The following is a 25257-nucleotide window of genomic DNA, read 5'->3' as shown; positions in this document are numbered from 1 at the left end:
TGCCTCTTATTGTTGGTCAGAAAGCTCCCACTGCAATGTGGGAGCGATCAGTTGCAAGCTTACTGCGCCAGCCACCCGCCATCGATGTTCCACGCTGCGCCACGCACCTGGCTGCCGGCCTCGCTGCACAGAAACAGCACCAGCTCACCCAGATGTGCCGGGGTGACGAACTCCAGCGACGGCTGTTTCTCTGCCAGCAGGTCGTGTTGCGCCTGCTGCGGGTCGACACCTTTGGCCGCGCGATCGTCGATCTGCTTCTGCACCAACGGCGTCAGTACCCAGCCCGGGCAGATGGCGTTGCAGGTGACATTGCTGGCGGCGGTTTCCAGGCCGACCACCTTGGTCAGGCCGATCACGCCATGCTTGGCCGCCACATATGCGGCCTTGCCGGTGGATCCGACCAGACCGTGCACCGAAGCGATGTTGACGATCCGTCCCCAACCCTTGGCGCGCATGCCCGGCAGGCTCAGGCGAGTGCTGTGAAACACCGATGACAGGTTGATCGCAATGATCGAGTCCCAGCGCTCTACCGGAAATTCTTCAACTGCCGCGACGTGCTGGATACCGGCGTTGTTGACCAGAATGTCCACGCCGCCGAACTCGCGCTCGGCGTAGGCGACCATGTCGGCGATCTGCGCAGGGTCGCTGACGTCTGCCGGGTGATGGCCGACCTTGCCGCCGAACTGTTCGACTTCGGCGATCACCTTCGACGCGTCGCCAAAACCGTTGAGGATCAGGTTGGCGCCAGCCTTGGCCAGCGTCAGGGCGATGCCCAGCCCGATGCCGCTGGTGGAACCGGTAACCAGTGCGGTCTTGCCAGAAAGAGTCGTCATCAATACCTCACACAATGCCAGTGGCGTAGAAAGTGCCGATCACCACGAAAACCGCCAGGGTCTTGATCAGCGTAATACAGAAAATGTCCTTGTAGGCCTCACGGTGAGTCAGGCCAGTGACGGCGAGCAGGGTAATCACCGCGCCGTTGTGCGGCAGAGTGTCCATGCCGCCGCTGGCCATCGCGGCCACCCGATGCAGCACCTCCAGCGGAATGTTGGCGGCATGGGCGGCGCTGATGAATTGTTCGGACATCGCTGCCAGCGCGATGCTCATGCCGCCCGAAGCGGAACCGGTGATACCGGCCAGCAGGGTCACGGTGATCGCTTCGTTGACCAGCGGATTGGGAATGCTCTTGAGCCAGTCGGCCAGCACCAGAAAACCCGGCAACGAGGCGATGACGGCGCCGAAACCGTATTCCGACGCGGTGTTCATCGCCGCCAGCAACGCACCGCTGACTGCACTTTTGCTGCCTTCGGCGAGTTTGCTGCGAATCGCCTGAAAGCCGAACGCCAGCACCATCAGGATGCCGACCAACAGGGCTGCCTGCACCGCCCAGATCGCCGTGAGTTTGGCGATCTCGGTGGTGACCGGCGCGGTCATGCCAGGCAGCGCGAGGCTGTGGGTCTTGCCGTACCACTGCGGAATCCATTGGGTGAACAGCAGGTTCATGATCCCCACCGCCAGCAGCGGCGACAGGGCAATCCACGGGTTAGGTAGTTTCAGGTCTTCGGCGGTTTCCGGTTCGTTGCGCAGTTCGGTGCCGTAGCCCTCACCGGCGCGCTGAGCCTTGTTGCGCTGTCGCTGCAAGAACAGCATGCCGGCGCAGAACACGAAAATCGTGCCGATCACACCCAGCCACGGCGCCGCCCACGCGGTGGTGTTGAAGAAGGTGCTGGGAATGATGTTCTGGATCTGCGGCGTACCGGGCAGGGCGTCCATGGTGAAGGAAAACGCGCCGAGGGCGATGGTCGCCGGGATCAGGCGCTTGGGGATGTTGCTCTGGCGGAACATTTCCGCTGCGAACGGGTAGACCGCGAACACCACGACGAACAGCGAAACGCCGCCGTAGGTGAGCAGGGCGCAGACCAGCACGATCACCAGCATTGCCTGGCGTGTGCCGAGCAGACGAATCGCTGCAGCAACAATCGAGCGGGAAAACCCCGACAGTTCGATCAGCTTGCCGAACACCGCGCCGAGCAGGAACACGGGAAAGTAGAGTTTGATGAAACCGACCATCTTCTCCATGAACACACCGGTGAACGCAGGGGCGACGGCAGACGGGTCGGTGAGCAGGACGGCGCCGAGGGCGGCGATCGGGGCAAAAAGGATAACGCTGTAGCCACGGTAGGCCGCGAGCATCAGCAGCGCGAGGGCTGCCAAGGCGATGATCACACTCATGGTGTGCTCCTTCGATTGTTATTTTTGTGGGTGGAACGGGTGCGGGGAAGGCTTTAGCGAGATTTGTGCCAGATGATTAAGTTGTTGAAATAAAAGGAATTAGTTTGATTTTTGGTGGCGGTCTTTGGGGTTTTGTCTCGGTTTGGAGACTTCTATGACTGAGAGGACGCTTTCGCGGGCAAGCTCGCTCCCACAGTTGAACGCATTCCCCTGTGGGAGCGGGCTTGCCCGCGAAGCTTTTGATTTTGTCTCTTTATTGGGATTTAAGTCTCTTTACTGAGACTCGGCGATCCCCAGCGCAATCATTTTCTTGTAAAGCGTCGAACGGCCCAGTCCCAACCGCTCAGCCGCCTCAATCACCTTGCCCCCGCATTGCGCGAGGGTGGATTGAATCAACTGCCGGTCAAACCGCTCGCGGGCCTGACTAAAGGTCTCGTTTATTGTTGGCTCTGACACAGGCGCCAGTGTTCGCTCAACCGGTGTAAACGTGCCAATCGCCGCCCGAATGTCATCCGCCGTCAGCATCAGGTCATCACTGAGCAGCGCCGCTCGCTCCAGCACGTTGCGCAATTCGCGGATATTCCCCGGCCAGGCGTGCTGACCCAGTAGCTCAAGCGCTTCACGGTTGAGTTCGTGCTGACTGCGCAGCTCTTCAAGAATCGCCTCACTGAGCGCCGGCAGATCATCCAGCCGCTCCCTCAGCGGCGGCACCTGAATCGGAAGCACGTTGAGCCGGTAATACAAATCCGCGCGGAATTCGCCGCGCTTGATCGCCGCTTCCAGATCCGTTGAGGTCGCGGCGATCACCCGAACATCGCTCTGAATCACGTCGTTGGAGCCTACAGGCTCGAATTCCTTTTCCTGCAACACCCTTAGCAATTTGCTTTGCAGCGGCAGCGGCATGTCGCCGATTTCGTCGAGAAACAGCGTCCCGCCCTGGGCAATCTGCAACTTGCCGGTGCGGCCCTTGCGGTCGGCGCCGGTGAAGGCGCCCGGTGCTGTGCCGAAGAACTCAGCTTCAAGCAACGCTTCGGGAATCGCCGCGCTGTTGATGCTGACGAAGGCCTTGTGCGCCCGTGGCGAAGCACCGTGGATGGCCTGTGCCAGCAACTCCTTGCCGCTGCCGGTTTCGCCCAGCAACAGAACCGGTGACTCAGCACTGGCGCTGCGACGGGCACGACGTTTGACTTCAAGGCTGGCAGCGCTGGTGCCGATGAAGTGGGCGAAGTTGTATTTGGTCTGCCGGGCGCGCAGCAGCGAGCGGGTCGAGGCCAGTTCTTCCTGCATGCTCAGGTAGCGCTTGAGCATCGGCGACAGCGTGCGCAGTTCGTCGAACAGGGCAAAACCGATGGCGCCGATCACCGCGCCGGCGTCGTCATGGATCGGCAGGCGCATCACTACCAGCGGTTCTTTCGGGGTGTCCTGCATGTCCAGCAGAATCGGCCGCCCGGTGCGTACCACCTCGCGCAGCAGGCTGCCGGGGATCACGCTTTCGCAGGGTTTACCGATGGCCCCGGCGGCGGAGTCGAGACCGAAGCGCCGGGCGTAGCGCTCGTTCATCCAGACGATGTTCGCATCGCGGTCGACAATCACCGTGCCTTCACTGGATTGCTCGATGATCTCGAACAACGAACGGATCGCCAGCGTGCGGACCCGTTGGTAATCCTTGAGGCTTTCGGTGGTGTTCATGGCGGCGTCCATTGGCGGAAGTCAGGTGGCGCGATTATGCCTATCCCGGATGCGCCGCCGCCAACAGCTCTTTGGTATAGGGATGCTGCGGTGAGTCGAACACGTCATGGCTGGCGCCGCTTTCGACCACTTTGCCGTCCTTGATCACGATCATGTCGTGGGCCAGCGCCCGCACCACAGCCAGGTCATGACTGATGAACAAATAGGTCAGGCCGTGTTTTTCCTGAAGCTGGCGGAGCAGGGCGACCACCTGTTTCTGCACGGTACGATCCAGTGCCGACGTCGGCTCGTCGAGCAGGATCAGCGCTGGTTTGAGCACCAGCGCCCGGGCGATGGCAATGCGCTGACGCTGGCCACCGGAGAACTCATGGGGATAGCGATGGCGGCTTTCGGGGTCGAGGCCCACTTCCTTGAGCACGCGGATCACCTGATCGTCGCACTCGTCGGCGGTGGACTGGCAATGCACTTCCAGCCCTTCGCTGATGATCTGTGCCACCGACATGCGCGGGCTGAGGCTGCCGAACGGATCCTGAAACACCACCTGCATCTGCCGGCGCCACGGTCGCATCTGCTTCTGGTCGAGACCGTCGAGTGCCGTGCCCTGGAAGCGAATGCTGCCCTTGGAGTCCAGCAGCCGCAGGATCGCCTGACCGAGGGTCGACTTGCCCGAACCGGACTCGCCGACGATGCCCAGCGTCTTGCCACGCTGGATGTTCAGGCTGATGCCGTCCACCGCGCGCAGGTATTGCTTGCGCTGGAACAACCCGCCGCCGACCGTGAAATCCACCTGCAGGTCATCGACTTCGAGCACGTTTTCGCGTTCGTCCCGCGGGAGCGCTTCGCCTTCCGGTTCGGCGTTGAGCAACACGCAGCTGTAAGGGTGTTTCGGTTCGGTGAACAGGGTTTCGCACGGCGCCTGCTCGACGATTTCCCCGGCCTTCATCACGCACACCCGTTGGGCGATGCTGCGCACCAGATTGAGGTCGTGGCTGATCAGCAGCAGCGACATGCCAAGGCGCCGTTGCAGGGACTTGAGCAGCACCAGGATCTTGCGTTGCACGGTCACATCGAGGGCTGTGGTCGGTTCGTCGGCGATCAGCAGTTCAGGTTCGCAGGCCAGGGCCATCGCGATCATCACCCGTTGGCGCTGGCCGCCGGACAGCTGATGCGGATAAGCCTTCAGCCTTTCTTTCGGTTTCTGGATGCCCACCAGTTCCAGCAGTTCGAGGATCCGTGCCTGAGCCTCTTTGCCGCCGAGGCCACGGTGCAGCAACAGGGTCTCGCCAATCTGCTTTTCAATCGTGTGCAACGGATTGAGCGAGGTCATCGGCTCCTGGAAAATCATGGCGATGCGGTTGCCCCGCAGGTCGCGCAGGGTCTTTGGGTCGGCGCCGACCAGTTCCTGCCCACGATAACGGATGCTGCCGGTAGTCCGGGCATCGCATTCAGGGAGCAATTGCAGGATCGAATGAGCCGTCACAGACTTGCCCGAGCCCGACTCGCCGACCAGTGCCAGGCACTCGCCGGGGCGGATGTCCAGGCACAGGTTGCGCACCACGGTCTGGCCATGGAAGGCGACGCTGAGATCACGGATTTCGATCAGGTTGTCAGTCATATCAAGGGTCCGTTCATGAGCGCGGGTCAAAGGCATCGCGCAACGCTTCGCCGATGAATACCAACAGGGAAAGAATCAGCGCCAGGGTGAAAAACGCGGTCAACCCGAGCCACGGCGCCTGCAGGTTCTGCTTGCCCTGACCGATCAACTCACCCAGAGACGCGCTGCCGGCAGGCATGCCGAAGCCGAGGAAGTCCAGCGCGGTCAGGGTCGAAATCGCCCCGGTCAGAATGAACGGCAGGTAGCTCAGGGTCGCGTTCATTGCGTTGGGCAGGATGTGCCGGACAATCACTTTGCGATCGCTCAAACCCAGGGCCCGGGCAGCCTTGACGTACTCGAGGTTGCGCCCGCGCAGAAACTCCGCGCGGACCACGTCCACCAGCGCCAGCCAGGAAAACAGCGCCATGATCCCCAGCAGCCACCAGAAATTCGGCTCGACGAATCCCGAAAGGATGATCAGCAGGTAGAGCACCGGCAATCCCGACCAGACCTCCAGCAATCGCTGGCCGAGCAGATCGACCCAGCCCCCGTAATAACCCTGCAGGGCGCCGGCTGCGATGCCGATCAGGGCGCTGACGAAGGTCAGCATCAGGGCGAACAGGATCGACACCCGCGCGCCGAAGATCACCCGAGCCAGGACGTCGCGCGCCTGATCGTCGGTACCCAGCCAGTTGACCGAAGTCGGCGGGCTCGGTGCCGGTTTGTTGAGGTCGTAGTTCGGGGTGTCGTCACTGAACGGAATCGGCGGAAACAGCAGCCAGCCACCGTCCTTGCGGATCAGCTTCTGCACGTAATCGCTGCGGTAATCGGCCTGGAACGGCAGTTGTCCGCCGAACTCCTGCTCGGTGTGGCGCTTGAATACCGGGAAATACCATTGCCCTTGATAACTGACGATCAGCGGCTTGTCGTTGGCGATCAGTTCGCCGCCGAGACTGAGCAGGAACAGCCCGATGAACAACCACAGCGACCACCAGCCCCGGCGATTTTTCTTGAAGCGTTCGAAACGGCGACGGCCCAGAGGCGAGAGCTTGAACATCAGGCATTCCTCGCGGCGAAGTCGATGCGCGGGTCGACCAGCGTGTAGCACAGGTCGCCGATCAGTTTTATCAGCAGGCCGAACAGGGTGAAGATGAACAGCGAGCCGAACACCACCGGATAATCACGGGACACCGCCGCTTCGTAACTCATGCGCCCCAAGCCGTCGAGGGAGAAGATCACTTCGATCAGCAACGAACCGGCGAAGAACACGCTGATGAACGCCTGGGGAATACCCGACACCACCAGCAGCATCGCGTTGCGGAAGACATGCCCATAGAGCACCCGGTTTTCGCTCAGGCCTTTGGCGCGCGCGGTGACCACGTATTGCCGGGTGATTTCATTGAGGAACGAGTTCTTGGTGAGAATGGTCAGGGTGGCGAAACCGCCGATCACCAGCGCCGTGACCGGCAACACCAGGTGCCAGAAGTAGTCGGTGATTTTGCCCAGCGTCGACAGGGATTCGAAGTTGTCGGACACCAGCCCGCGCACCGGAAACCAGTTCAGCGAGGTGCCGCCGGCGAACACCACGATCAGGAACATCGCGAACAGGAATGCCGGCATGGCGTAGCCGATGATGATCGCCGTGCTGCTCCAGATATCGAAATGGCTGCCGTGGTGCACGGCTTTGCGGATGCCCAGCGGGATCGACACCAGATAGGTGATCAGCGTCGCCCACAGGCCGAGGGAAATGGTCACCGGCATTTTCTGCAGGATCAGGTCGGTGACCGTGGCGCCGCGGAAGAAGCTTTTGCCGAAATCCAGCTGCGCGTAGTTCTTGAGCATCAGCCACAGGCGTTCATGGGCCGGTTTGTCGAAGCCGTACTGTTTTTCGATGTCCTTGATCAGTTGCGGATCGAGGCCGCGGCTGGCGCGGGACGTGCCGCTCATGGTCTCGCTCGCACCGCCGCCGACACTGGCGCCGCCAATGCCTTGCAAGTGGGCGATGGCTTGTTCAACCGGACCACCCGGCGCGGCCTGGATGATCACGAAGTTGACCAGCAGAATGATCACCAGCGTCGGGATGATCAGCAGCAGGCGCCGCAGTATGTAAGCCCACATCAGTGCGGCCCTCCGGGTCTGCCACGGCTGATTTTCTCGGCCGTCATCTGCTGGTTGGTCAGCGGCGTGCTGCTGATTTCCCACCAGCTCTCGATCGCTTCGTCATTGCTCGCCTGCACGGTGGGAATGCCGAAACGGTTCCACCACACGGTGGACGTGCCCGGCGGGTAGTAGTTGGGAATCCAGTAGTAGTTCCATTGCAGAACCCGATCCAGTGCATGGGCGTAACGCAGCATATCGGCCTGGGTCGAAGCGCGGATCAGGCCGTTGATCAAGGTGTCGACCGCCGGGTTCTTCAGCACCATGTAATTGTTGGCACCGGGGTCGTTGGCCGATGCCGAACCGAAGTAGTTCAACAGTTCGCCCCCGGGGGAGGTGGTGACCGGGTAACCAGTGACAATCATGTCGTAGTCGCGGCTCATCAGACGGTTGACGTATTGCGAGGAGTCGATGCGACGGATGTCGAGGTTGATGCCGATCTGTTTAAGTGTGCGCTTGTACGGCAGCAGCAGACGGTCCATGCCGTTCTGGCTGACCAGGAAAGTGAAGCTCAACGGCTCGCCACGGTCGTTGACCAACTGGTCGCCATCGGGTTTCCAGCCGGCCTGTTCCAGCAGCTCCAACGCTTGCAGTTGTTTGTCGCGGATAAGGCCGCTGCCGTCGGTTTTCGGCGCTTCGAAGACCTGGGTGAACACCTCGTCGGGAATCTGTCCGCGCAAGGGTTCCAGAATCTTCAGCTCGGCGGCATCCGGCAGCTGGCGCGCGGCCAGGTCGGTGTTGGAGAAGTAACTCTGCTGGCGAATGTACATGTTGCGCATCATCTGCCGGTTGCTCCATTCGAAATCCCAGAGCATGGCCAGGGCCTGTCGAACGCGGCGATCCTGGAACATCGGCTTTTGCAGGTTGAACACGAAACCCTGGGCCGACTGCGGTGCCTCGGTGGCCAGATGAGCCTTTTGCAGGCGCCCGTCGCTCAGGGCCGGACTGTCGTAACCGATGGAGTAGCCGGTGGCGGAGAATTCACGGTTGTAGTCATAGGCGCCACCGCGCAAGACCTGGCGGGCAACGTCGGTGTCGCCGAAGTACTCGATGCTGAAGTGATCGAAGTTGTACAGGCCACGGCTGACCGGCAGGTCCTTGCCCCACCAGTCGGGATTGCGTTCGAAGGTAATGCTGCGCCCGGAGTCGACTTTGCCGACCCGATACGGACCGCTGCCCAGCGGCGGTTCATAGCCGCCACCGTCAGCGAAATCACGGGTCTTCCACCAATGTTCGGGAAATACCGGCAGGGTCGCGATGTCCAGCGGCAGGGTACGGTTTTCGTTGCTCTTGAAATCGAAACGCACGGTCAACGGGGCTTCCACTTCCACGCCTTTGACGTCGGCGAACTGGGTGCGATAACGCAGGCTGCCCTGGGTCATCAGCAAATCATACGTGTAGCGCACGTCTTCGGCGGTGATCGACTTGCCATCGGCGAAGCGGGCTTTGGGATTGATAAAGAAGCGCAGGGACAGGCCGTCATCCGAGCGCTCCATTTTCTGCGCCACGAGGCCGTATACGGTGTAGGGCTCGTCGAGCGAGCGCTGGGCCAGCGGGGAATACAGCAGGCCGTCGATCTGGCTGACGCCGATGCCTTTGTCGATATACGGCAGCACATGATCGAAGTGGCCGATCTCGATGGCCGAGCGGCGCATCGTCCCGCCTTTTGGCGCCTGGGCGTTGGTGTAATCGAAGTGACTGAAGCCGGGCGGGTACTTTGCCGGTTCGCCATAGACGGTCATCGCATGCTGCGGTGCGGCGTCCACACCAGTGATCCCAAGCAGCAGGGTTAGGGCAGTGAACATCAATGTCGGGAAAGCCAGTCGCATTGTCAGCCTTAAAGCCGGGTAATCGATAAGCGCAATTTGTACGCGAGCGGCGCGCCGTTCGCCAGCGGTGCGGTGTAACCAAAACAAAACGGCCCGCCATCAGGCGGGCCGTTGCACAGCAGGTCGGGCTGAAATCAGTCCTGACGGCTGGTGACTTCCAGCAGGTGATAGCCAAACTGGGTCTTCACCGGGCCTTGCACGACGTTGATCGGTGCGCTGAATACCACGGTGTCGAATTCCTTGACCATCTGGCCAGGACCGAACGAACCCAGGTCGCCGCCCTGACGGCTGGACGGGCAGGTGGAGTTGGCCTTGGCCACTTCGGCGAAATCAGCGCCACCTTCGATCTGGGCCTTGAGTTCGTTGCACTTGGCTTCGCTGGAAACCAGGATGTGGCGGGCAGTGGCTTTAGCCATGGGGAAATTCTCCAATCAAATCGATAAAGGGTGGAGCCTACCGGATTCAGTGGCCGATTTCTCGGCAAAGTTCCGTTCGCTGGTCTGATGAGACATCTATAGATCAGCGGCTTGAAGGCGCAAGGCGTGCTCGACATAGAGACGTATCGAGTCGTTAGCCATGGCGTGGTGTCCGCTTGCCCGCCGCAGAGTATGCAGGTGATCGAGGGAGTAGTCGGAGCGGATCACGGTGCCCAGGTGAGAGCTGAAGCGACCGACAAGTCCGTCGTTCTGGGCGAGTTCTGTAATGAAGTATTCCGAGAGGGCGCAGCAGATGCCCTGGACAGGGTCGAGCGACGGCTCTTCGGGTACGACGCCGCTCCATGAAAAATAGCGAACGCCATTCACCCATTCTGCACCGTGACCGCCCCAGACCTCGGGCAGACCCTGCGGGTATTTGTCGTTGAAGTTGCCGACCCCCTCCGTTGTCAAGGCACCCAGCGCAGCCAGTGCGCTGTGCGGCAATGCCTTTTGCCCGCTGAGCAGTGACAGAAAATCGGCAAACCGGGTCGCTACATTCTGTGCCACGACCTCCGGAAGTCTTCCAGGTATCAACGCCTTGCGCAGGAAGTCCGCCAGTTCCGAGCCATGGTTTGGCCCGCTGACTGACGTAACAGACGCAACGTTGTGTGGGGCTAGCGCTGCAGCATAGCGTGCCGTGAGTGCGCCTTGACTGTGGCCGATCAGGTTGACTTTGGCCGCGCCTGTGCCCCTTAACACTGCGTTGATTTGCGAGAGCAGTTGCTCCCCACGTATTTCATTGTCATGGATGACCGACAGATGGGGCACAAACACCTGCGCGCCAGCAGCCTTGAGCGCCTGTTTTACGTCGTGGAAAAGTTCGAACGGGCCAATGCGCTCGAATCCGAACAGGCCATGCACCAAAAGAATAGGATGATTGGTTGTCGCATTTAGTAGCATTTTTCGTCCTTGATCGCAGATGATCGTCGATGTTTTCTGCTTGCCACTCTAAAACAGTCGTGAGGCTGGGGATGCCTGAAGAATCGCCGTCATGCGTTGGAAACTGGATCAATGCGTGTATGAATTTTCACTGCTGCATGAACTCCGCTTCGGAACATTCAGACAGCTCCCGCCTCATCGAAAGTACTTTTCCCTTTTTTGCCTACTTCCTTTAGTGCGTTTGGTCATGGCTCGAACAGTAAGGAGCTGACATCCGATCGGTGGTGAAGCGGTTTAAATGGAGGCTCTTCGACGCAGAGCTCAGGCGACGTGTCATTTCCAGGGAATGGAGAGGCAACTGATGAATGATTTACAAGGAGCGGTCTTGCAAGAAAAGGACAAAGGGATGGAGGGTGGCAGCGTTCAGTCGTTCGGACCCTGTCGGGAGGGCGCAGGGGCTTTGCCGTTGCCAGCGCCCACACTGGATTCGATTGTCGGCGCTGTCGTTGATCCGTCATTGAGCAAGGTTGTCGTGCGGATTGCGCCCTGGTCTGGAATGGCATGCGGTGACAGGGTCGTGTTGAGCTGGCATGGTTTCGATACAGAAGGCCTGCCGTATCGGCACGACATTGCGAGATCCGTCAGTGAAAGTCAGCTGGGCAAGGATGTCGTTCTGATCGTGCGGGACGTTCACATCGCAGCATTGGACGGGGGCACGCTGGAGGTGTTCTGGACATTGAACAGCGTCACGAGATCGGCGCCTGGTTCTTCAATGCGTACGCTGCTGGACGTCGGAGACGTCCGCTACAGTCTGCTACCGGTCCTCGTGGAGGATGCCGTCGGGGGCAGTCTCGATCCGGCTCGCGTACCCGACGGAACGACTGCCATCCTTCAACCCTATGCCGGAATGAGTGCAGGCGACCGGGTAGAGTTGATCTGGCAGGGGCCCTCGCCGGAGGCATCATTTCGAGACATTCTTATAGTTGAGTTCTTTGCTGTCGGTCAGCCCTTGGTGTTCGGAGTCGCGCCCGAATTCATCGCTCCGCATTTGGGCGGCGAGGTGTTGGTTCACTACCGTGTAGAGCAGAAAAGCGGAGCCATTCGCGAGTCAGGCGCTACGCGGATCAGCATTGGCCCATTGGCACGAGATGAGCTACCGGCACCCCGAGTGCTTGAAGCGGAAGACGGCGTGCTTGATATGCATGACGCCACCGATGGCGTCAGCGTGATGATAAGTGATGCGCAGGTAGAGGAGGGTGAGCTGGTTTATCTCAAGTGTGACGGCGAGTCGTTCTTCCACCGGGACGACCGCGAAATCATCGGGGGGATGGCCATGCAGCCGTTGGTTTTCATCGTGCCTTACCGGTTCTGGCGAGAGCATGTGAACACTGTTGTGCGACTGTCCTACTCGGTCGAACGGCTGGATGATGTCAGTCAGGAGTCTGCGGTGACTCTGGTTCGCGTACAGGCTTGATCTAGCGTTGCGAACGTAGCCCGCCCTCCGCTTGAAATTCGGCGGAGGGCGGTGCTCATCATCAGACCGAAGTCTGTTTGCGCATACGGTGGGCGGCGTCCAGCAGCAATTGCCTCGTAGCATCGAACCCGAGGCAGCCATCGGTTACCGAAACCCCGTAGCGAAGCGACTCGCTCAAGGGCTGGCATCCTTCGAACAGGTGCGATTCAAGCATCATGCCGATCAGCGAGCGGTCGCCCTGCAAACGCTGTTCCACTACATGATTGAACACTTCAGGCTGACGAAGCGGGTCCTTGCCGCTGTTTGCGTGGCTACAGTCGACCATTATCCGGCTCGGAATTTTCAGTCGGCTCAATTCGCTGTTGATCCTGGAAACGCTTTCACGGTCGTAGTTCGGCCCCTGATGTCCACCCCGCAACACCAGATGCGTATCCGGGTTGCCCAAAGTCGGGATGATTGCCGGATGGCCCTGGCTGTCCACGCCGAAATGGCGGTGGGGATGAGCTGCCGAACGCATCGCATCGACGGCAATGGCGACACCACCATCGGTTCCATTCTTGAAGCCGACCGGCATGCCAAGCCCGCTGGCCATTTCACGATGGATCTGTGATTCAGTGGTGCGGGCGCCGATGGCGACCCAGCTCAGCAAGTCGTCGAAGTATCCGGCGGCCATGGGTTGTAGCAGTTCAGTGGCGACCGGCAGTCCTAGGCGGATCATTTCCAGCATCAGTTCGCGCGATAGCGTCAGGCCCGCAGCCATGTCGTCGCTACCGTCGAGATGAGGATCGTATGCCAGGCCTTTCCAGCCAACGGTGGTGCGAGGCTTTTCAACGTAGGCGCGCATGACAAGCAACATGTCCTGACGGACTTCGCTGGCCAGTTGTGCGAGCTTTTCGGCGTATTCAAGTGCGGATTCGGGGTCGTGTATCGAGCAAGGGCCAACGATCACCAAAAGGCGTTGGTCTTCACCATTGAGAATCGCTCGGACCGCCTGGCGGTGGGCAACGACTTGATTGTTCAGGGCATTGCTGAGCGGCAATTGCTGCTTGAGTTGCAGCGAACTTGGCAGACGCAGGGTCAGTGCTTCGTTGGCAGAGTTCAGCGTGGACAGTGGCAGAGCAGAAACGGACGAGTTCATATTCGGTAATTCCTGGGCGGACGGCGGGGGCTTCCCGCTTAATCGGCCCTACTGGGGTGTTCGACAATTGGCCGGATTGGCTACGTGTGTTGGCTTGCCACCTGTGGGTGACCGATCGGAGGCGGCAGGTTGTCCCGAGCGGAGGCTGGTAAATCGCCAGGCGGAAAAACTGTCGTAACGGTAATAAGTGGCGTAGTTCATTGGTTGAATCCTCAAAGTGTCTGGTGTGTTGCTGAAAAAAGTTCGGGCCTGAAAAAACAAAACCCCCGGTCGGGAGGCCGACCGGGGGTTGAGAAATCTCTGGTAGGCGACCCGTTCAAATGGGCGCCGGTTGGGTATCAGGCGCGCCAGTGGCTAAACCAATACCCAAAATAAAAGCTTTCTGGAGCCGAGGCACCGTTCACCCGGGCAGCCGCAACCGAGCGCGAGGCGCTGGTGGTATGAAGCTGTGAAAGGGCGTTGAACATGAGCTGTCTCCGATGAATGCGCCGAGCTTACTAGAGGCTGCTGCGCGTCAGCAATCAGAAAATGCTATTGGAGTAGCAAGAAGGACTTTATGGGTTGAGCGCTCGCCTGGGTGTGCCACACTCTGCTTTTGACGCGTATCGAGGCAGGAATGAGTTTTGAATTGCGCCAGGCAACGGCCGCCGACCTGTCGTTTGTGCGAGAGCTGACTTGCCGAAACATGCTCCGCTACTACATTCACTATGACTTGCTGTGGCAGGACGAGGCGTTCGATGTCGCCTGGGCCGGGCGCGACAACTGGTTGATCCTTCAGGAAGGCGAGTTGACAGGGTATTTCAGTCTGAGCCGTGATGCTCGGGCCCTGTACATCCGCGAATTGCAGATCGTCGAGAGCGCTCAAGGCCAGGGCGCAGGATCCTGGGCGATCGATCAGGTTGTTGCGATGGCGCGGCTGGAGTGTCGCCCGGCGTTGCGCCTGACGGTGTTCAAAAACAATCCGGCGCAAAACCTGTATCGAAAAAAAGGAATGTTGGTGCAGGGTGAGGATGAGTGTTTCCTGCGAATGCAGCTTGACGTGAGTACACCTGTGCTCTGAAACGCACGTCCGGCAAGCCCTCGATGAAGAATTGAAACTTTTTATATGTCGCTTGCTGCTAGGTCTGCCCCGCACTTTTTGCTAAGGTGTCCGGCATCCCAATAAGACCATATCGCGAGGTGTCTGCTTGATTAGGGTGCTAGTGGTCGACGACCATGATCTCGTTCGTACAGGCATTACACGTATGCTGGCCGACATCGATGGCCTGCAGGTGGTGGGCCAGGCCGAGTCCGGGGAAGAATCCCTCATCAAGGCTCGTGAGTTGAAGCCCGACGTGGTGCTGATGGACGTCAAGATGCCGGGCATCGGCGGCCTCGAAGCTACGCGCAAACTGTTGCGCAGCCATCCCGACATCAAAGTGGTTGCAGTCACCGTGTGTGAGGAAGATCCGTTTCCTACACGTTTGTTGCAGGCCGGTGCGGCGGGGTATCTGACCAAGGGCGCCGGATTGCCGGAAATGGTTCAGGCCATTCGCCTGGTGTTCGCCGGCCAGCGCTATATCAGCCCGCAGATTGCCCAGCAACTGGCAATCAAATCCTTTCAGCCGACCAATGATTCACCGTTCGATGCGTTGTCGGAACGGGAAATCCAGATTGCGCTGATGATTGTCGGCTGCCAGAAGGTTCAGATCATTTCCGACAAATTGTGTTTGTCGCCGAAAACCGTGAATACCTATCGCTACCGCATTTTCGAAAAGCTCTCGATCAGCAGCGATGTCGAACTGACGCTGTTGGCGGTTCGTCACGGCATGGTTGATGCCAGCCTCTGACCATGACTGAGACATTCGATTCGGGCGCTTTTTTATCGACCGTCAGCGGGCGCCCCGGCGTGTATCGCATGTTCGACAGCGACGCGCGTCTGTTGTACGTAGGCAAAGCCAAGAACCTGAAGAAACGCCTGGCCAGTTACTTTCGCAAGACGGGCCTGGCGCCGAAAACGGCGGCACTGGTCGGGCGTATCGCCCAAGTCGAAACCACCATTACTTCCAACGAGACAGAGGCGTTGCTGCTTGAGCAGACTCTGATCAAGGAGTGGAGGCCGCCGTACAACATCCTGTTGCGCGATGACAAATCCTATCCCTATGTCTTTTTGTCTGACGGGCAATTCCCACGCCTGAGCATTCATCGCGGGGCGAAAAAGGCGAAGGGTAAATATTTTGGTCCCTACCCGAGCGCCGGCGCGATTCGCGAAAGTCTCAGCCTTCTGCAGAAGACGTTCTTCGTGCGTCAGTGCGAGGACAGCTATTACAAGAACCGGACCCGACCGTGCCTGCAATATCAGATCAAACGTTGCAAGGCACCCTGCGTCGGGCTGGTCGAGCCTGAGGTTTACGCCGAGGACGTACGTCACTCGGTGATGTTCCTCGAAGGGCGAAGCCATGCGTTGACCAATGAGCTGTCGACGGCGATGGAAGAGGCTGCGGTTAACCTCGAATTTGAGCGCGCCGCCGAACTGCGCGACCAGATTGCCTTGCTGCGTCGAGTGCAGGATCAGCAGAGCATGGAAGGCGGAACGGGTGATATCGATGTGATCGCCGCGTTCGTCAATCCGGGCGGTGCTTGTGTCCACCTGATCAGCGTGCGGGGAGGGCGGGTGCTTGGCAGCAAGAATTTCTTCCCCCAGGTCGGGATCGAAGAAGACGTAGCCGAAGTCATGGCTGCGTTTCTGGGGCAATACTTCATCAGCAGCCCGGAGCGCGACTTGCCGAGCGAGTTGATCGTCAATGTCGTTCACGAAGACTTTCCTGCGTTGATCGAGGCTATTCACACGCTCCGCGGACGTGAATTGACCATCAGTCATCGGGTGCGGGGAACGCGGGCGCGCTGGCAGCAACTGGCCGTGACCAATGCCGAACAGGCACTGGGTGCGCGGCTGGCCAATCGTCAGCACGTTGCCGCACGTTTCGAAGCGTTGGCAGAAGTGTTGAACCTCGACGAGCCGCCGCAACGGCTGGAATGCTATGACATCAGCCACTCCAGCGGTGAAGCCACGGTCGCTTCCTGCGTGGTGTTCGGGCCGGAAGGGGCGATCAAGTCGGATTATCGCCGCTACAACATCGAAGGTGTGACCGCTGGCGACGATTACGCCGCCATGCATCAGGCCCTGACCCGACGCTTCAGCAAGCTGAAGGAAGGCGAGGGCAAGTTACCGGACATCCTGTTGGTGGACGGCGGCAAGGGGCAGTTGTCGATGGCGCGTGACGTGCTCAACGAACTGGCTGTTCCGGATCTGATCTTGCTGGGGGTCGCGAAGGGTGCCACGCGCAAGGCGGGCTTCGAGACTTTGTATCTGAATGATGCGGCAAACGAATTCACCTTGCGTGGCGATTCGCCGGCGCTGCACCTGATCCAGCAAATCCGTGACGAGGCCCACCGCTTTGCGATCACCGGCCACCGTGCACGGCGCGGCAAGACCCGCCGCACGTCAACGTTGGAAGGCGTTGCTGGCGTAGGGCCGACCCGGCGGCGGGACTTGTTGAAACATTTTGGTGGATTGCAGGAGCTGTCTCGTGCAAGCATCGAAGAGATCGCCAAAGCACCGGGGATCAGCAAAAAGCTAGCAGAGTCGATTTATGCAAACCTGCATAGTGAGTAGAATGCCCATTCACCTCGTAGCCAGTTGTGCCGATGAATATCCCTAATCTGATTACCGTTCTCCGCGTCCTGCTCATTCCGATCTTCATTCTGCTGTTCTATCTGCCCTACCAATGGAGCTATCTGGCCTCAAGTTCGGTATTCGCCTTTGCGGCAGCGACGGACTGGCTGGACGGCTACCTCGCGCGACGCCTGGAACAAAGCACGCCTTTTGGTGCGTTTCTCGATCCGGTAGCCGATAAGCTCATGGTCGCCGTCGCACTGGTCTTGCTGGTGCAAGAGCATGGCAACCTTTGGCTCACGCTGCCGGCAGCTGTCATTATCGGTCGCGAGATCGTGGTCTCGGCGTTGCGTGAATGGATGGCCGAACTCGGTGCCCGGGCTCATGTGGCCGTATCCAATCTGGGTAAATGGAAAACTGCTGCGCAGATGCTGGCACTGGTGATTCTCCTGGCCAACCCCAAGGCTTTCAGTTTCTGGGTTCTCATGGGTTATGCGTTGCTGATGATCTCTGCAGGTCTGACCCTGTGGTCGATGGTTCAATACCTTCGCGCAGCCTGGCCACATCTGAAGACTGATGTAGAAAAGAAATAAAACTTTTTTGAATCAAAGGGTTGACGGGGCATCTGGAATCTATAGAATGCGCCACACCAAGCGGGAATAGCTCAGTTGGTAGAGCACGACCTTGCCAAGGTCGGGGTCGCGAGTTCGAGTCTCGTTTCCCGCTCCAATTTGTACAACGTTTGTTGTTGCGCTACTGACAGCAAATGTTTTGAGGCCGAGTAGCAAAATGGTTATGCAGCGGATTGCAAATCCGCCTACGCCGGTTCGATTCCGACCTCGGCCTCCACTATAAACAAGCTCCGTAGATCCATGATTTACGGAGCTTTTTTATTTGCATTGCACGGAAAGATTTAGTCTTTGAAACGGCAACTGCAAACTTGCTTCACCGGGAAGTGATGTATATATTTCCCCCTCTGCCGGCGACGTGCAGTTCCTGTCAGGACTGTGAATCGTCATAAGAGTAAAGCTACACCGCGCTGCCGCCCGAATGGCGAAACTGGTAGACGCATGGGACTTAAAATCCCCCGCTCGTAAGGGCGTGCCGGTTCGATTCCGGCTTCGGGCACCATCTAAAATCAAGGGTTTGCGAGCGAAAGCTGATGCAAACCCTTGTTTGTTTCCGGTCCGCAATTTTGACAGTGGTCCGCAATTAACTTCGTGGGCATGACCCTTTTGCCCTTGCGATTCCGAATGTACTGCTCGCTCATCACGACAGTAGTATGCCCAAGTTGGTCGCGGCGATTCATCGGCGCATTCCGGTCTGGTAAAAACGGCGGCGTTTGGGCTTCGCCATGGGCAGCGACGGAATTCTCAACTACCGAGACAACCTGATCGCAGCACCATACCGGGTTCTTTCAAACGGAACGGCTACTACCCCGACCACTATCGTCACTTCGGCAATCGTGCCGATCAACGTGACGGAAACCGTTCGCTTGAACATGAACAACAACGGCACCCCTGTGGCAAGCCTCGCCCCCCGGCAATTTCAACGTAACCACGATCGGGTCAGAACCAGGCGGGAAAATGTCCTGTGGCACGACGTTGGATGACTCCGGGAACCTCTGGTACTTCAATTCGGCTTCAGGTGGTTCGCTTTCAATCGATATTTCTGGCTATGGGGTGGACCGATGATGCCATATGCAATCACGAGCTACGGCTGGCGGGCTGTAGGCGACGACTTTACCGAGGCCGATCTGGCCGAAGGCGAAAGCCTTGTCGATGAATTCCGCAGTCACTAATCGATGCAATCGCTGAGCAGGGGCTGCTTCGAGAAATGACGGCGGACCTCTATGCGCGAACCCGGCTGGCAACTGCCCAGGTAACTGCACTGCAAGGTCGGGTCGATGCAATCAACGGCGCCATCGACGGCGATTGCGCCTTGCCGGAGGAGGTCGAAGAAAGCCCTTCGCGTGGCGATGTTGGCCGAATGGAAAAAGTACCGGGTTTTTCTCGGCCGCGTGACCGGTCAGCCGATCTGGCCATCAGCGCCAGCGTGGCCGGAGCAGCCAGAACCCTACAACGGCGAGACCACTATCGCCCGGGTGTAAGCCGGACTGACTCAACGCAACAACCATGACCGAATCCGCTCTTGGCGGATTCGGTCACAGGCTAAGTTAACCATCAAAATCTCAAGCACCTGGATTGACGGTTCTAATAGCTTTTTTGTTGCGTTTGTAGCGAATAAAAGGTCTTTCAATGAGATACCAGCTTGCTATGCAAGTTGGTAGAAGAACAGTCATTAATATCCAGCTTACGCTTTGGATGTCCGTGATTCGGCATTTTTCAGTAATAAATAATAATATCGGTACGTGATAGATGTAGACACCGTAACTTATGTCTGGAATGCGAAAGGCGATAATTCTTAAACCTGCGATCCCCACCCAAACCACAGCCACTGCATGAAGTAAATGGCGCAATGGGAAGGGCGGTATTAAAAGAGTAAGCGCAAGGAACGCCCAAGGCGCAAATCGTCCAGCAATATGTAGTTTTTTTCTGTATATAAACGCCAGATTTCCTACAAAAAAAGCCTGCGCTAGCAGGGTGAGCGTTACGGGGAACGAACCAAATCCAGTAGATGACAATATCAGTACGGTTAAAGCAGATGCAACAAGCGTTAGCCAAATAAATCTAGGCTTCTGGTATGCACCAATTGCCCATAGCCCTGCTAATGTTAGATACGCAAGCTCTTCCCAGGCGAGAGACCAAAGAGCTTGGTTCGTGTAGCCCTTTTCTGGAATATAAATCCCACCTGAAAGCCAAGTGGTTATAGAGTTTAAAGCGACCTGCGAATCAAATAAGACAAATGTCAGTAGCAAAGATGCTATTAGCGCTGGAAGTATTCTTAGTGCTCGCCTTTTTGCAAAATCCTTAAGCGATACTCTATCGCTGTAGCTTTTCAGCACAACAACGCCACTGATGGCAAGAAAAGCAGGTACCGCCATAATCAGTACGCCAGTCCAAGCGGTGTTTGGAGTTGAGTATAAGTATAGATGCGCTACAACCACTTCTAGTGCCAAAAGTAATCGTAGGATATCAAAGTTAGGGAAGTATTCCGAAGTGGGCGAGTCCGTTCTACTCATGGTCATTTTATGCCAGGTTGATCCGTAAGCTTCTCTTGGGTATTTACTCGGCGAGCGCATGGATACGTTTAGATAAGATTGTATGTTTAATAAAGCGCGAAATTGTATATGGGAAATGTGTGGCCCGCTACATTAATTAATTTCGAATGAAAAATCGCGTGTTTTTGCGCTTAGCAACCGTCAGTCCGGCGGCTTTTTTTCGCTTGGAGAAAATGATGCCTGTAACTGAAAAAGATCGAGACGTCCTCGCGCGCACGCCGTGGGGGGAAGCCCGTGGTGAATCAACGGCCGGGCAGGTGGCTGTGGCTTGGACGATCCGTAATCGGGTATTCGATGGAAAAACAATTCGTGGTGGGGGGAGGGCTACGCCGGTGTGTGCCAGAAGCCGTACCGGTTCAGCTGCTGGAACAAGAACGATCCGAACTTTCTGTTCCTTAGCGGTGCGCGACAGATCCCTTTCCGCGAATTGGCCCAGGCGCGGATTGCCGCCGACCAGGTGATCGACGGGAAAGTGCAGGACCCCACCAACGGTGCCACGCACTACTACGCGCTCGCCATGAAGACGCCGCCGGCTTGGGCCGTGAAGGCGCGACAGACCCTCAAGCTGGGCGGGCACGTCTTCTTCAAGGACGTTCCGTGATGGTGGCGCCGTGGAAAACCGTATGCGCGGTGGTGCTGGTGCTGATCGGCGCCGGCAGCGCTTGGCTGTCCCGGGACTGGCGCTACGGCAAACAGTTGGCCGAGCAGGCCCGGTTGCACGCCGAAACCCTCAATCAGCTGACCATGGCCGCCACCACCGCGCAGCAGGCCGAGCAGGACAAGCGGCTGTCAGTCCTCATCGATGCGGGTTCAGCCGGTGGCTGTTCAGTGTCTGCAACCGTCGTCACCGGCGGCGTGGATCATGCAGCCGTACGCGCCCAACTTGACCCAGCGCATGCTCAACGAATTGTCGCCACCACCGGCGAAGGCGATCGCGGGCTGATTGCCCTGCAGGCCTGTCAGGCCTATATCAGAGCGCTGGCGCCTGCACATTTTGAATAATTATCCAAAGCTTCGTGTTCGATGGTTTTGCAGATAGAATGAGAAAAATTGTTTTGGCGTGAATTTGATGCAGCAGCAGCATATTAATAATCTTGATGGGTTTAGAGGCTTCGCTGCCCTCTTAGTGGTCGTTAGTCATTATAGTAACTTGACTGGCGTGCTAGGAGGGGTTTTAGGAGAGGGTGGAGGGCAGGCTGGGGTAATGCTGTTCTTTATGCTCACAGGATTTCTAATTGCCAAGCTTCATCTTGGTCAGGAATTCACTAGATCTAATCTGTTGGAATATGCGTTTAAGCGCGTTGCAAGAGTTTATCCACTATTTATAATAATTGCCGCGCTTCCTTCTTTTTTGTCTTGGTCCGGATTTCCCGGAAAAATAGCAATGTCAGACATTGACTCGTTTAGTGCGTACTTAGGTCAAATCACATTAATTGATCGTGGCTACGGTGTGCTTTGGACGATTCAGATCGAATTTATTTTCTACATAGCTTTCGTTGCTATATGGTTCGCAGCATCAAAAGCTGGGAGTGCTGTAATCGCAGCTTCTCTTTTAGCAATCACCTGCCTGCTGGTAGCTGGCGGCCTTAGCTATGGTTATGACTTTTTCAATAGGTGCCACTATTTTGTATTTGGTGTGGTCATTGCTATTTTTGCAAACAGTAAGCCAGTTTCTAATTCAACAAGGTTAAAGTCAGTTGTTGGAGTTTTGCTTCTGATTAGTGTTCCGGTCATGTTTCCTAAGTTTTCTAAGATTTTTCTTGGGCTTGAAGTTGATTCGTGGCGAAGCTATATCGTTATGGTGCAGTTCTTGTTTCTGTTTATTATTGCTGTTTCGGATAGATATTATTTGTCAGCAATACTTTCGTGTCGCCCTTTAAGGTGGGTCGGAAAGGTTTCTTACTCGCTGTATCTGATTCATTACTTCGTTCTTTTGCCTTTTCTTGAGTGGGTGCCCCCAGTAAGTAGTTACGCGGTTAACTTTGTTTTTTTTCTTTCGTTAACTTTGTTAGTCTCTTGGCTGAGTTATAGGTTTTTAGAAAGGCCGCTACAAAAAATTTTCCTAGTGCCAATCCGATCGGAAATAGCATCAGGAAAGGTGTTGGAAAGCAGCCGTTAGCGCTGATCTACTGGATAGGTTGCCCAGTACGAACGCTGATGCTGCTGGCCGGTTCGATTCCGGCTTCGGGCACCATGAATATCAAGGGCTTGCATGACATACCTCATGCAAGCCCTTTTTCGTGCTCAAACAAACGCCTGCCCGCTAAATCCTCTAGGCAAACGCTGAAGCCCGGCCATAGCCGTCAACCGCTCGATCCACTCGGAACGCCAGTCGGACGCCGTGTGTGCGGCCCAGGATTGGCGAGCCGCGCGCCGCGCCTCATTGCGCTGATTTTTGCGCGCATCCTTGTACGCATCGGTATTGCGGCAACTACGGCACTTCACTCGATTGAGTTCGCTGCTGGAGGAGAGGTTGTTGCCCTTGTGCCCACAGGCCAGATGCCCGTCGACTTTGAAATGAATGACCATGGGACGTCTCCTTGGTGACGTGTAAAGGTTTTGACCTCTCACGACCAAGGGCGTTCTCTCATGCCCCAGGCGAATCGACGAGCTATCTGAAGCGTGGTAGTGGCCGATCAATGGGTTTGAGCGACGACAAGGTACTGCGAATGAGGGGAGTGTCCTTGTCGATATCGTTCAGCCGGTCGCGGATGCGCAGAGCGGTCGGGTGTCCGCCTTGATGATCGACCCAGTCGGCGATCTCTTTGCAAGCTGCCGCGAGACGCGCCTCCCGAGCCTCGAGCAAGGTCAGCAGAGTGGTGATGGACTCTTTTTCGGACATGGAGCACCTCCGTTCATTAATCCGCTCGGTAGCAGCAAAAAGCCCGCCAAGCGCGAGCTCTCTGCCGTTGGGGCGCTGCTCCTTCAGCTGGTTTGAGTATAGACCCGTAAATGACAGCTATCAGCCCGACGACTCGGGAGCGGTCACTTGCGAGCTGGCGGTGTTGAGCCAATGACATTCCTTGCGGGTGTCTTCTTCCCGGTCGTAACCATCGCCGATGAAACCACCGGTTCGTGTGTCGCAGATGCGATACCAGCCCAAGGCTTCGGCGGGCTCATGGAGCGTTTCTCCGGCGCGCCGGCCGTGGATGACAATCTTGTTGCAGCGCTTCACGACAAATATGTCTTCCATGGCGTCACCGCAGCTGATTCCTACCAGATCAACTATAGAAGCCCTGACCAATCGTGCAAAAAATAGGCAAGTCAGTTCGTCGGTTGCAGTTGCCAGCCTGACTGCCGCCAGCGCAGGTGGTGGGTCGGATTCAACGCCTCAAGGAAATCCTGATCGTGGGAAACGGCGACAATGGCGCCCGGAAATGTCTGCAATGCCCGCTCGAATGCTTCCACGGAAGGCAGATCCAGGTGATTGGTCGGCTCATCCAGCAACAACAGCTGCGCAGGATCCGATCGCCACAAGGCCAGTGCCAACGCCGCTTTCAGGCGTTCGCCACCGCTCAATGACGCGCAGGGGCTCGTGGCGCGGCTTGCATCCAGTTGCAAGTGAGCGAGATAGCTGCGCAGAGTGCCCTCGGTCAGCGCAGTTCCCTGCATCATCAGCTGTTCGGTGATGGAGCGCTGATCGTCCAGTTGGGCCAACTGCTGATCCAGGAATGCTAAGGGCACGTGTGTTGTGGCGGTTCCGTTGATGGGTGCGAGTTCCCCGGCGAGCACCTTCAGCAAGGTTGATTTGCCGCAGCCGTTGGGACCGCTGACAGCGATCCGCATCGGGCCATGGATCGTGAGATTCAGTGCATCGCCCGGCAGCCACGGCAATCGGGCTTCACTCAGCGTGCAGATCTGACGGTTGTTGGGCACGGCGCTCCCGGGCAGGTTGATCAGCACGCTGTCCTCGGGCTGTACCTTGGCATAAGCCTCGCGTACCTGGGCATCGAGCTCGGACTTGCGGGCCTGATGTCCCTGACGGACATGCCCCATGATTTCCCGTGCGGCGCCCTTGATCGCGACGTATTCGAAACTGGCAATATTGGCGGTTTCGGCATTGCGTCGGGAGTTGGCAGCATGGCGTTGTATCGTGTCGTGCTCGCGGCGAAGTCGAATCCGCTCGCGCTGACGCTCGCTTCTGGCCTGATCCAGACGTGCCTGCGCCGCCGCTTGATAGATTCGCTGGTGCTCGCGGAATGCCGAGTAATTGCCACCGAATTCGATAGCCCCCGACGCGCTCAACTCAACGATACGCTGCATCCGGTCGAGCAATTGCCGATCATGGCTGACGACGATCAACCCGGTGTGCCAGCGCTCAAGCGAGTTCATCAGCCATTGCCGTCCCGATGCATCCAGATGGTTCGTCGGCTCATCGAGGATCAGCAATTCAGCCTGGCTGATAAACGCGCCAATCAGCGCGACTCGTGCTTGCTGGCCGCCACTGAGTTTGCCGGTCTCGTCGGAGAGGGCAACCTCGGTCAGCCCGGCGTCATCGAGCATACGCCGCAGGCGCTCTGCCAGGTCCCATTGTTCACCTATGAGATCGAAATCCTCGGCCGATCCGCCGCCATTCTTCATGCGCTCGAGCGCCTCAAGAATGGCGGCGCTGCCGGTGGTCTCGGCGACCGTTTCGCCGGGTGCGCCAATAAAGGTTTGCGCCACGTAGGTCGTCGTTACGGAACGCGTCACGCTACCGGTGGTGGGTTGCCACTGTCCGACGATCAGGCGCGCCAGTACGCTTTTGCCAACGCCATTGCGCCCGACGATGGCGGTCGGGGTGTGATCGAATTTCAGGTTGAGTGCAGTGAAAATCGTCTCGCCATTGGCGAACTGAAAACCCAGCTGGTTCAGGGAGACGAGAGCAGGCGTACGCGAGACGTGAGTCATCGGCACCTCCAAAAAATGTTGTGAGCACTGACAGGCGCCTTGAGCGGCGTGTCGCGATTACAT

The 25257-nt window shown here is 57.8% G+C and carries 23 protein-coding genes, 3 tRNA genes and 2 pseudogenes; 12 read left to right on the top strand and 16 right to left on the bottom strand.

Annotated features, from left to right (window positions below; genetic code table 11):
- Positions 1 to 59: 59 nt before the first annotated feature.
- From hbdH to CAG25_RS09140, 9 genes are all read right to left on the bottom strand, one after another.
- Positions 60 to 833 carry a 3-hydroxybutyrate dehydrogenase gene (gene hbdH, locus CAG25_RS09180; protein ID WP_085610441.1) on the bottom strand — a complete coding sequence of 258 codons (774 nt, stop codon included), beginning with the start codon at positions 831 to 833 and terminating at the stop codon, positions 60 to 62.
- A 7-nt stretch (positions 834 to 840) separates the two neighbouring features.
- Complete coding sequence (locus tag CAG25_RS09175) at positions 841 to 2232, bottom strand: GntP family permease (RefSeq protein WP_064596987.1); 1392 nt, start codon at positions 2230 to 2232, stop codon at positions 841 to 843.
- Between the two features lie 273 nt (positions 2233 to 2505).
- Positions 2506 to 3921 (bottom strand): sigma-54-dependent Fis family transcriptional regulator, encoded by a 1416-nt coding sequence (locus CAG25_RS09170; RefSeq protein ID WP_085610440.1) that lies wholly within the window; start codon positions 3919 to 3921, stop codon positions 2506 to 2508.
- A 40-nt stretch (positions 3922 to 3961) separates the two neighbouring features.
- Positions 3962 to 5536, bottom strand: a complete 1575-nt coding sequence (locus CAG25_RS09165) for an ABC transporter ATP-binding protein (protein WP_085610439.1) — start codon at positions 5534 to 5536, stop codon at positions 3962 to 3964.
- A 13-nt stretch (positions 5537 to 5549) separates the two neighbouring features.
- Positions 5550 to 6572, bottom strand: coding sequence for an ABC transporter permease (locus tag CAG25_RS09160; RefSeq protein WP_085610438.1), 1023 nt, complete (start codon positions 6570 to 6572; stop codon positions 5550 to 5552).
- Positions 6572 to 7633: a microcin C ABC transporter permease YejB gene (locus tag CAG25_RS09155; RefSeq protein ID WP_007952064.1), complete on the bottom strand. Its 1062-nt coding sequence runs from the start codon at positions 7631 to 7633 to the stop codon at positions 6572 to 6574. The genes CAG25_RS09160 and CAG25_RS09155 overlap by 1 nt, the downstream gene beginning before the upstream one ends.
- Complete coding sequence (locus CAG25_RS09150) at positions 7633 to 9501, bottom strand: extracellular solute-binding protein (RefSeq protein ID WP_085610437.1); 1869 nt, start codon at positions 9499 to 9501, stop codon at positions 7633 to 7635. Before CAG25_RS09150 ends, CAG25_RS09155 begins: the two co-directional genes overlap by 1 nt.
- Positions 9502 to 9635: 134 nt before the next feature.
- Positions 9636 to 9917 (bottom strand): peptidylprolyl isomerase, encoded by a 282-nt coding sequence (locus tag CAG25_RS09145; RefSeq protein ID WP_007952068.1) that lies wholly within the window; start codon positions 9915 to 9917, stop codon positions 9636 to 9638.
- Between the two features lie 96 nt (positions 9918 to 10013).
- Positions 10014 to 10877, bottom strand: a complete 864-nt coding sequence (locus CAG25_RS09140; RefSeq protein WP_085610436.1) for a triacylglycerol lipase — start codon at positions 10875 to 10877, stop codon at positions 10014 to 10016.
- Positions 10878 to 11217: 340 nt separating this feature from the next.
- On the opposite strand from CAG25_RS09140, the gene CAG25_RS09135 reads away from it, so the two are divergent.
- Positions 11218 to 12330 carry a hypothetical protein gene (locus tag CAG25_RS09135; protein ID WP_256575324.1) on the top strand — a complete coding sequence of 371 codons (1113 nt, stop codon included), beginning with the start codon at positions 11218 to 11220 and terminating at the stop codon, positions 12328 to 12330.
- 61 nt (positions 12331 to 12391) lie between these two features.
- Here the strand turns inward: CAG25_RS09135 and CAG25_RS09130 are convergent, their stop codons facing one another.
- On the bottom strand, positions 12392 to 13468 hold the full coding sequence (locus tag CAG25_RS09130; protein ID WP_085610435.1) for a 3-deoxy-7-phosphoheptulonate synthase: 1077 nt from the start codon (positions 13466 to 13468) through the stop codon (positions 12392 to 12394).
- 616 nt (positions 13469 to 14084) lie between these two features.
- Here CAG25_RS09130 and CAG25_RS09125 point away from each other — a divergent pair.
- The 7 genes from CAG25_RS09125 (at position 14085) to CAG25_RS09095 (ending at position 18254) form a co-directional block, all read left to right on the top strand.
- Positions 14085 to 14528 (top strand): N-acetyltransferase, encoded by a 444-nt coding sequence (locus CAG25_RS09125; protein ID WP_085610434.1) that lies wholly within the window; start codon positions 14085 to 14087, stop codon positions 14526 to 14528.
- Between the two features lie 127 nt (positions 14529 to 14655).
- Positions 14656 to 15297, top strand: coding sequence for a UvrY/SirA/GacA family response regulator transcription factor (gene uvrY / locus CAG25_RS09120; protein ID WP_032829778.1), 642 nt, complete (start codon positions 14656 to 14658; stop codon positions 15295 to 15297).
- 2 nt (positions 15298 to 15299) lie between these two features.
- Positions 15300 to 17123 (top strand): excinuclease ABC subunit UvrC, encoded by a 1824-nt coding sequence (gene uvrC, locus CAG25_RS09115; RefSeq protein WP_085610433.1) that lies wholly within the window; start codon positions 15300 to 15302, stop codon positions 17121 to 17123.
- 32 nt (positions 17124 to 17155) lie between these two features.
- The gene (gene pgsA / locus CAG25_RS09110; RefSeq protein ID WP_064596971.1) at positions 17156 to 17716 is read left to right on the top strand and encodes a CDP-diacylglycerol--glycerol-3-phosphate 3-phosphatidyltransferase; all 561 of its coding nucleotides are present in this window, start codon (positions 17156 to 17158) and stop codon (positions 17714 to 17716) included.
- Positions 17717 to 17776: 60 nt separating this feature from the next.
- Positions 17777 to 17852, top strand: a tRNA-Gly gene (locus tag CAG25_RS09105).
- Between the two features lie 46 nt (positions 17853 to 17898).
- Positions 17899 to 17972 (top strand) — tRNA-Cys (locus CAG25_RS09100).
- A gap of 195 nt (positions 17973 to 18167) precedes the next feature.
- Positions 18168 to 18254: transfer RNA gene (locus CAG25_RS09095), tRNA-Leu, on the top strand.
- A gap of 85 nt (positions 18255 to 18339) precedes the next feature.
- Here the strand turns inward: CAG25_RS09095 and CAG25_RS28805 are convergent.
- Positions 18340 to 18432, bottom strand: a pseudogene (locus tag CAG25_RS28805) (integrase); the annotation flags it as partial.
- 663 nt (positions 18433 to 19095) lie between these two features.
- Between CAG25_RS28805 and CAG25_RS28290 the strand changes: the two are divergent.
- Positions 19096 to 19233 carry a tail fiber assembly protein gene (locus CAG25_RS28290; RefSeq protein ID WP_143492853.1) on the top strand — a complete coding sequence of 46 codons (138 nt, stop codon included), beginning with the start codon at positions 19096 to 19098 and terminating at the stop codon, positions 19231 to 19233.
- Between the two features lie 81 nt (positions 19234 to 19314).
- Here CAG25_RS28290 and CAG25_RS09090 read toward each other — a convergent pair whose 3' ends face one another.
- Positions 19315 to 20265 carry an acyltransferase gene (locus CAG25_RS09090; protein WP_158090082.1) on the bottom strand — a complete coding sequence of 317 codons (951 nt, stop codon included), beginning with the start codon at positions 20263 to 20265 and terminating at the stop codon, positions 19315 to 19317.
- Between the two features lie 215 nt (positions 20266 to 20480).
- On the opposite strand from CAG25_RS09090, the pseudogene CAG25_RS09085 reads away from it, so the two are divergent.
- The 3 genes and pseudogenes from CAG25_RS09085 to CAG25_RS09075 all read left to right on the top strand — a co-directional run bounded on the left by CAG25_RS09085 (position 20481) and on the right by CAG25_RS09075 (position 22423).
- Positions 20481 to 20905 (top strand): annotated as a pseudogene (locus tag CAG25_RS09085) (cell wall hydrolase).
- Positions 20905 to 21306 carry a hypothetical protein gene (locus tag CAG25_RS29090; RefSeq protein WP_085610431.1) on the top strand — a complete coding sequence of 134 codons (402 nt, stop codon included), beginning with the start codon at positions 20905 to 20907 and terminating at the stop codon, positions 21304 to 21306. The pseudogene CAG25_RS09085 and the gene CAG25_RS29090 overlap by 1 nt, the downstream one beginning before the upstream one ends.
- A gap of 67 nt (positions 21307 to 21373) precedes the next feature.
- Positions 21374 to 22423 (top strand): acyltransferase, encoded by a 1050-nt coding sequence (locus tag CAG25_RS09075; RefSeq protein ID WP_085610430.1) that lies wholly within the window; start codon positions 21374 to 21376, stop codon positions 22421 to 22423.
- A gap of 125 nt (positions 22424 to 22548) precedes the next feature.
- Here the strand turns inward: CAG25_RS09075 and CAG25_RS09070 are convergent, their stop codons facing one another.
- The 4 genes from CAG25_RS09070 to CAG25_RS09055 form a co-directional block, all read right to left on the bottom strand.
- Positions 22549 to 22833, bottom strand: coding sequence for a hypothetical protein (locus CAG25_RS09070; protein WP_085610429.1), 285 nt, complete (start codon positions 22831 to 22833; stop codon positions 22549 to 22551).
- Between the two features lie 82 nt (positions 22834 to 22915).
- Positions 22916 to 23146 (bottom strand): hypothetical protein, encoded by a 231-nt coding sequence (locus CAG25_RS09065; RefSeq protein ID WP_039768768.1) that lies wholly within the window; start codon positions 23144 to 23146, stop codon positions 22916 to 22918.
- 120 nt (positions 23147 to 23266) lie between these two features.
- Positions 23267 to 23497 (bottom strand): hypothetical protein, encoded by a 231-nt coding sequence (locus tag CAG25_RS09060; protein WP_085610428.1) that lies wholly within the window; start codon positions 23495 to 23497, stop codon positions 23267 to 23269.
- 71 nt (positions 23498 to 23568) lie between these two features.
- Positions 23569 to 25194 carry an ABC-F family ATP-binding cassette domain-containing protein gene (locus tag CAG25_RS09055; protein WP_085610427.1) on the bottom strand — a complete coding sequence of 542 codons (1626 nt, stop codon included), beginning with the start codon at positions 25192 to 25194 and terminating at the stop codon, positions 23569 to 23571.
- Between the last annotated feature and the right edge of the window lie 63 nt (positions 25195 to 25257).

It is taken from the genome of Pseudomonas sp. B16(2017), from assembly GCF_002113205.1.
Taxonomy (GTDB): Bacteria; Pseudomonadota; Gammaproteobacteria; order Pseudomonadales; family Pseudomonadaceae; genus Aquipseudomonas; species Aquipseudomonas pharyngis.
This window is presented reverse-complemented; position numbering and strand designations above follow the sequence as displayed.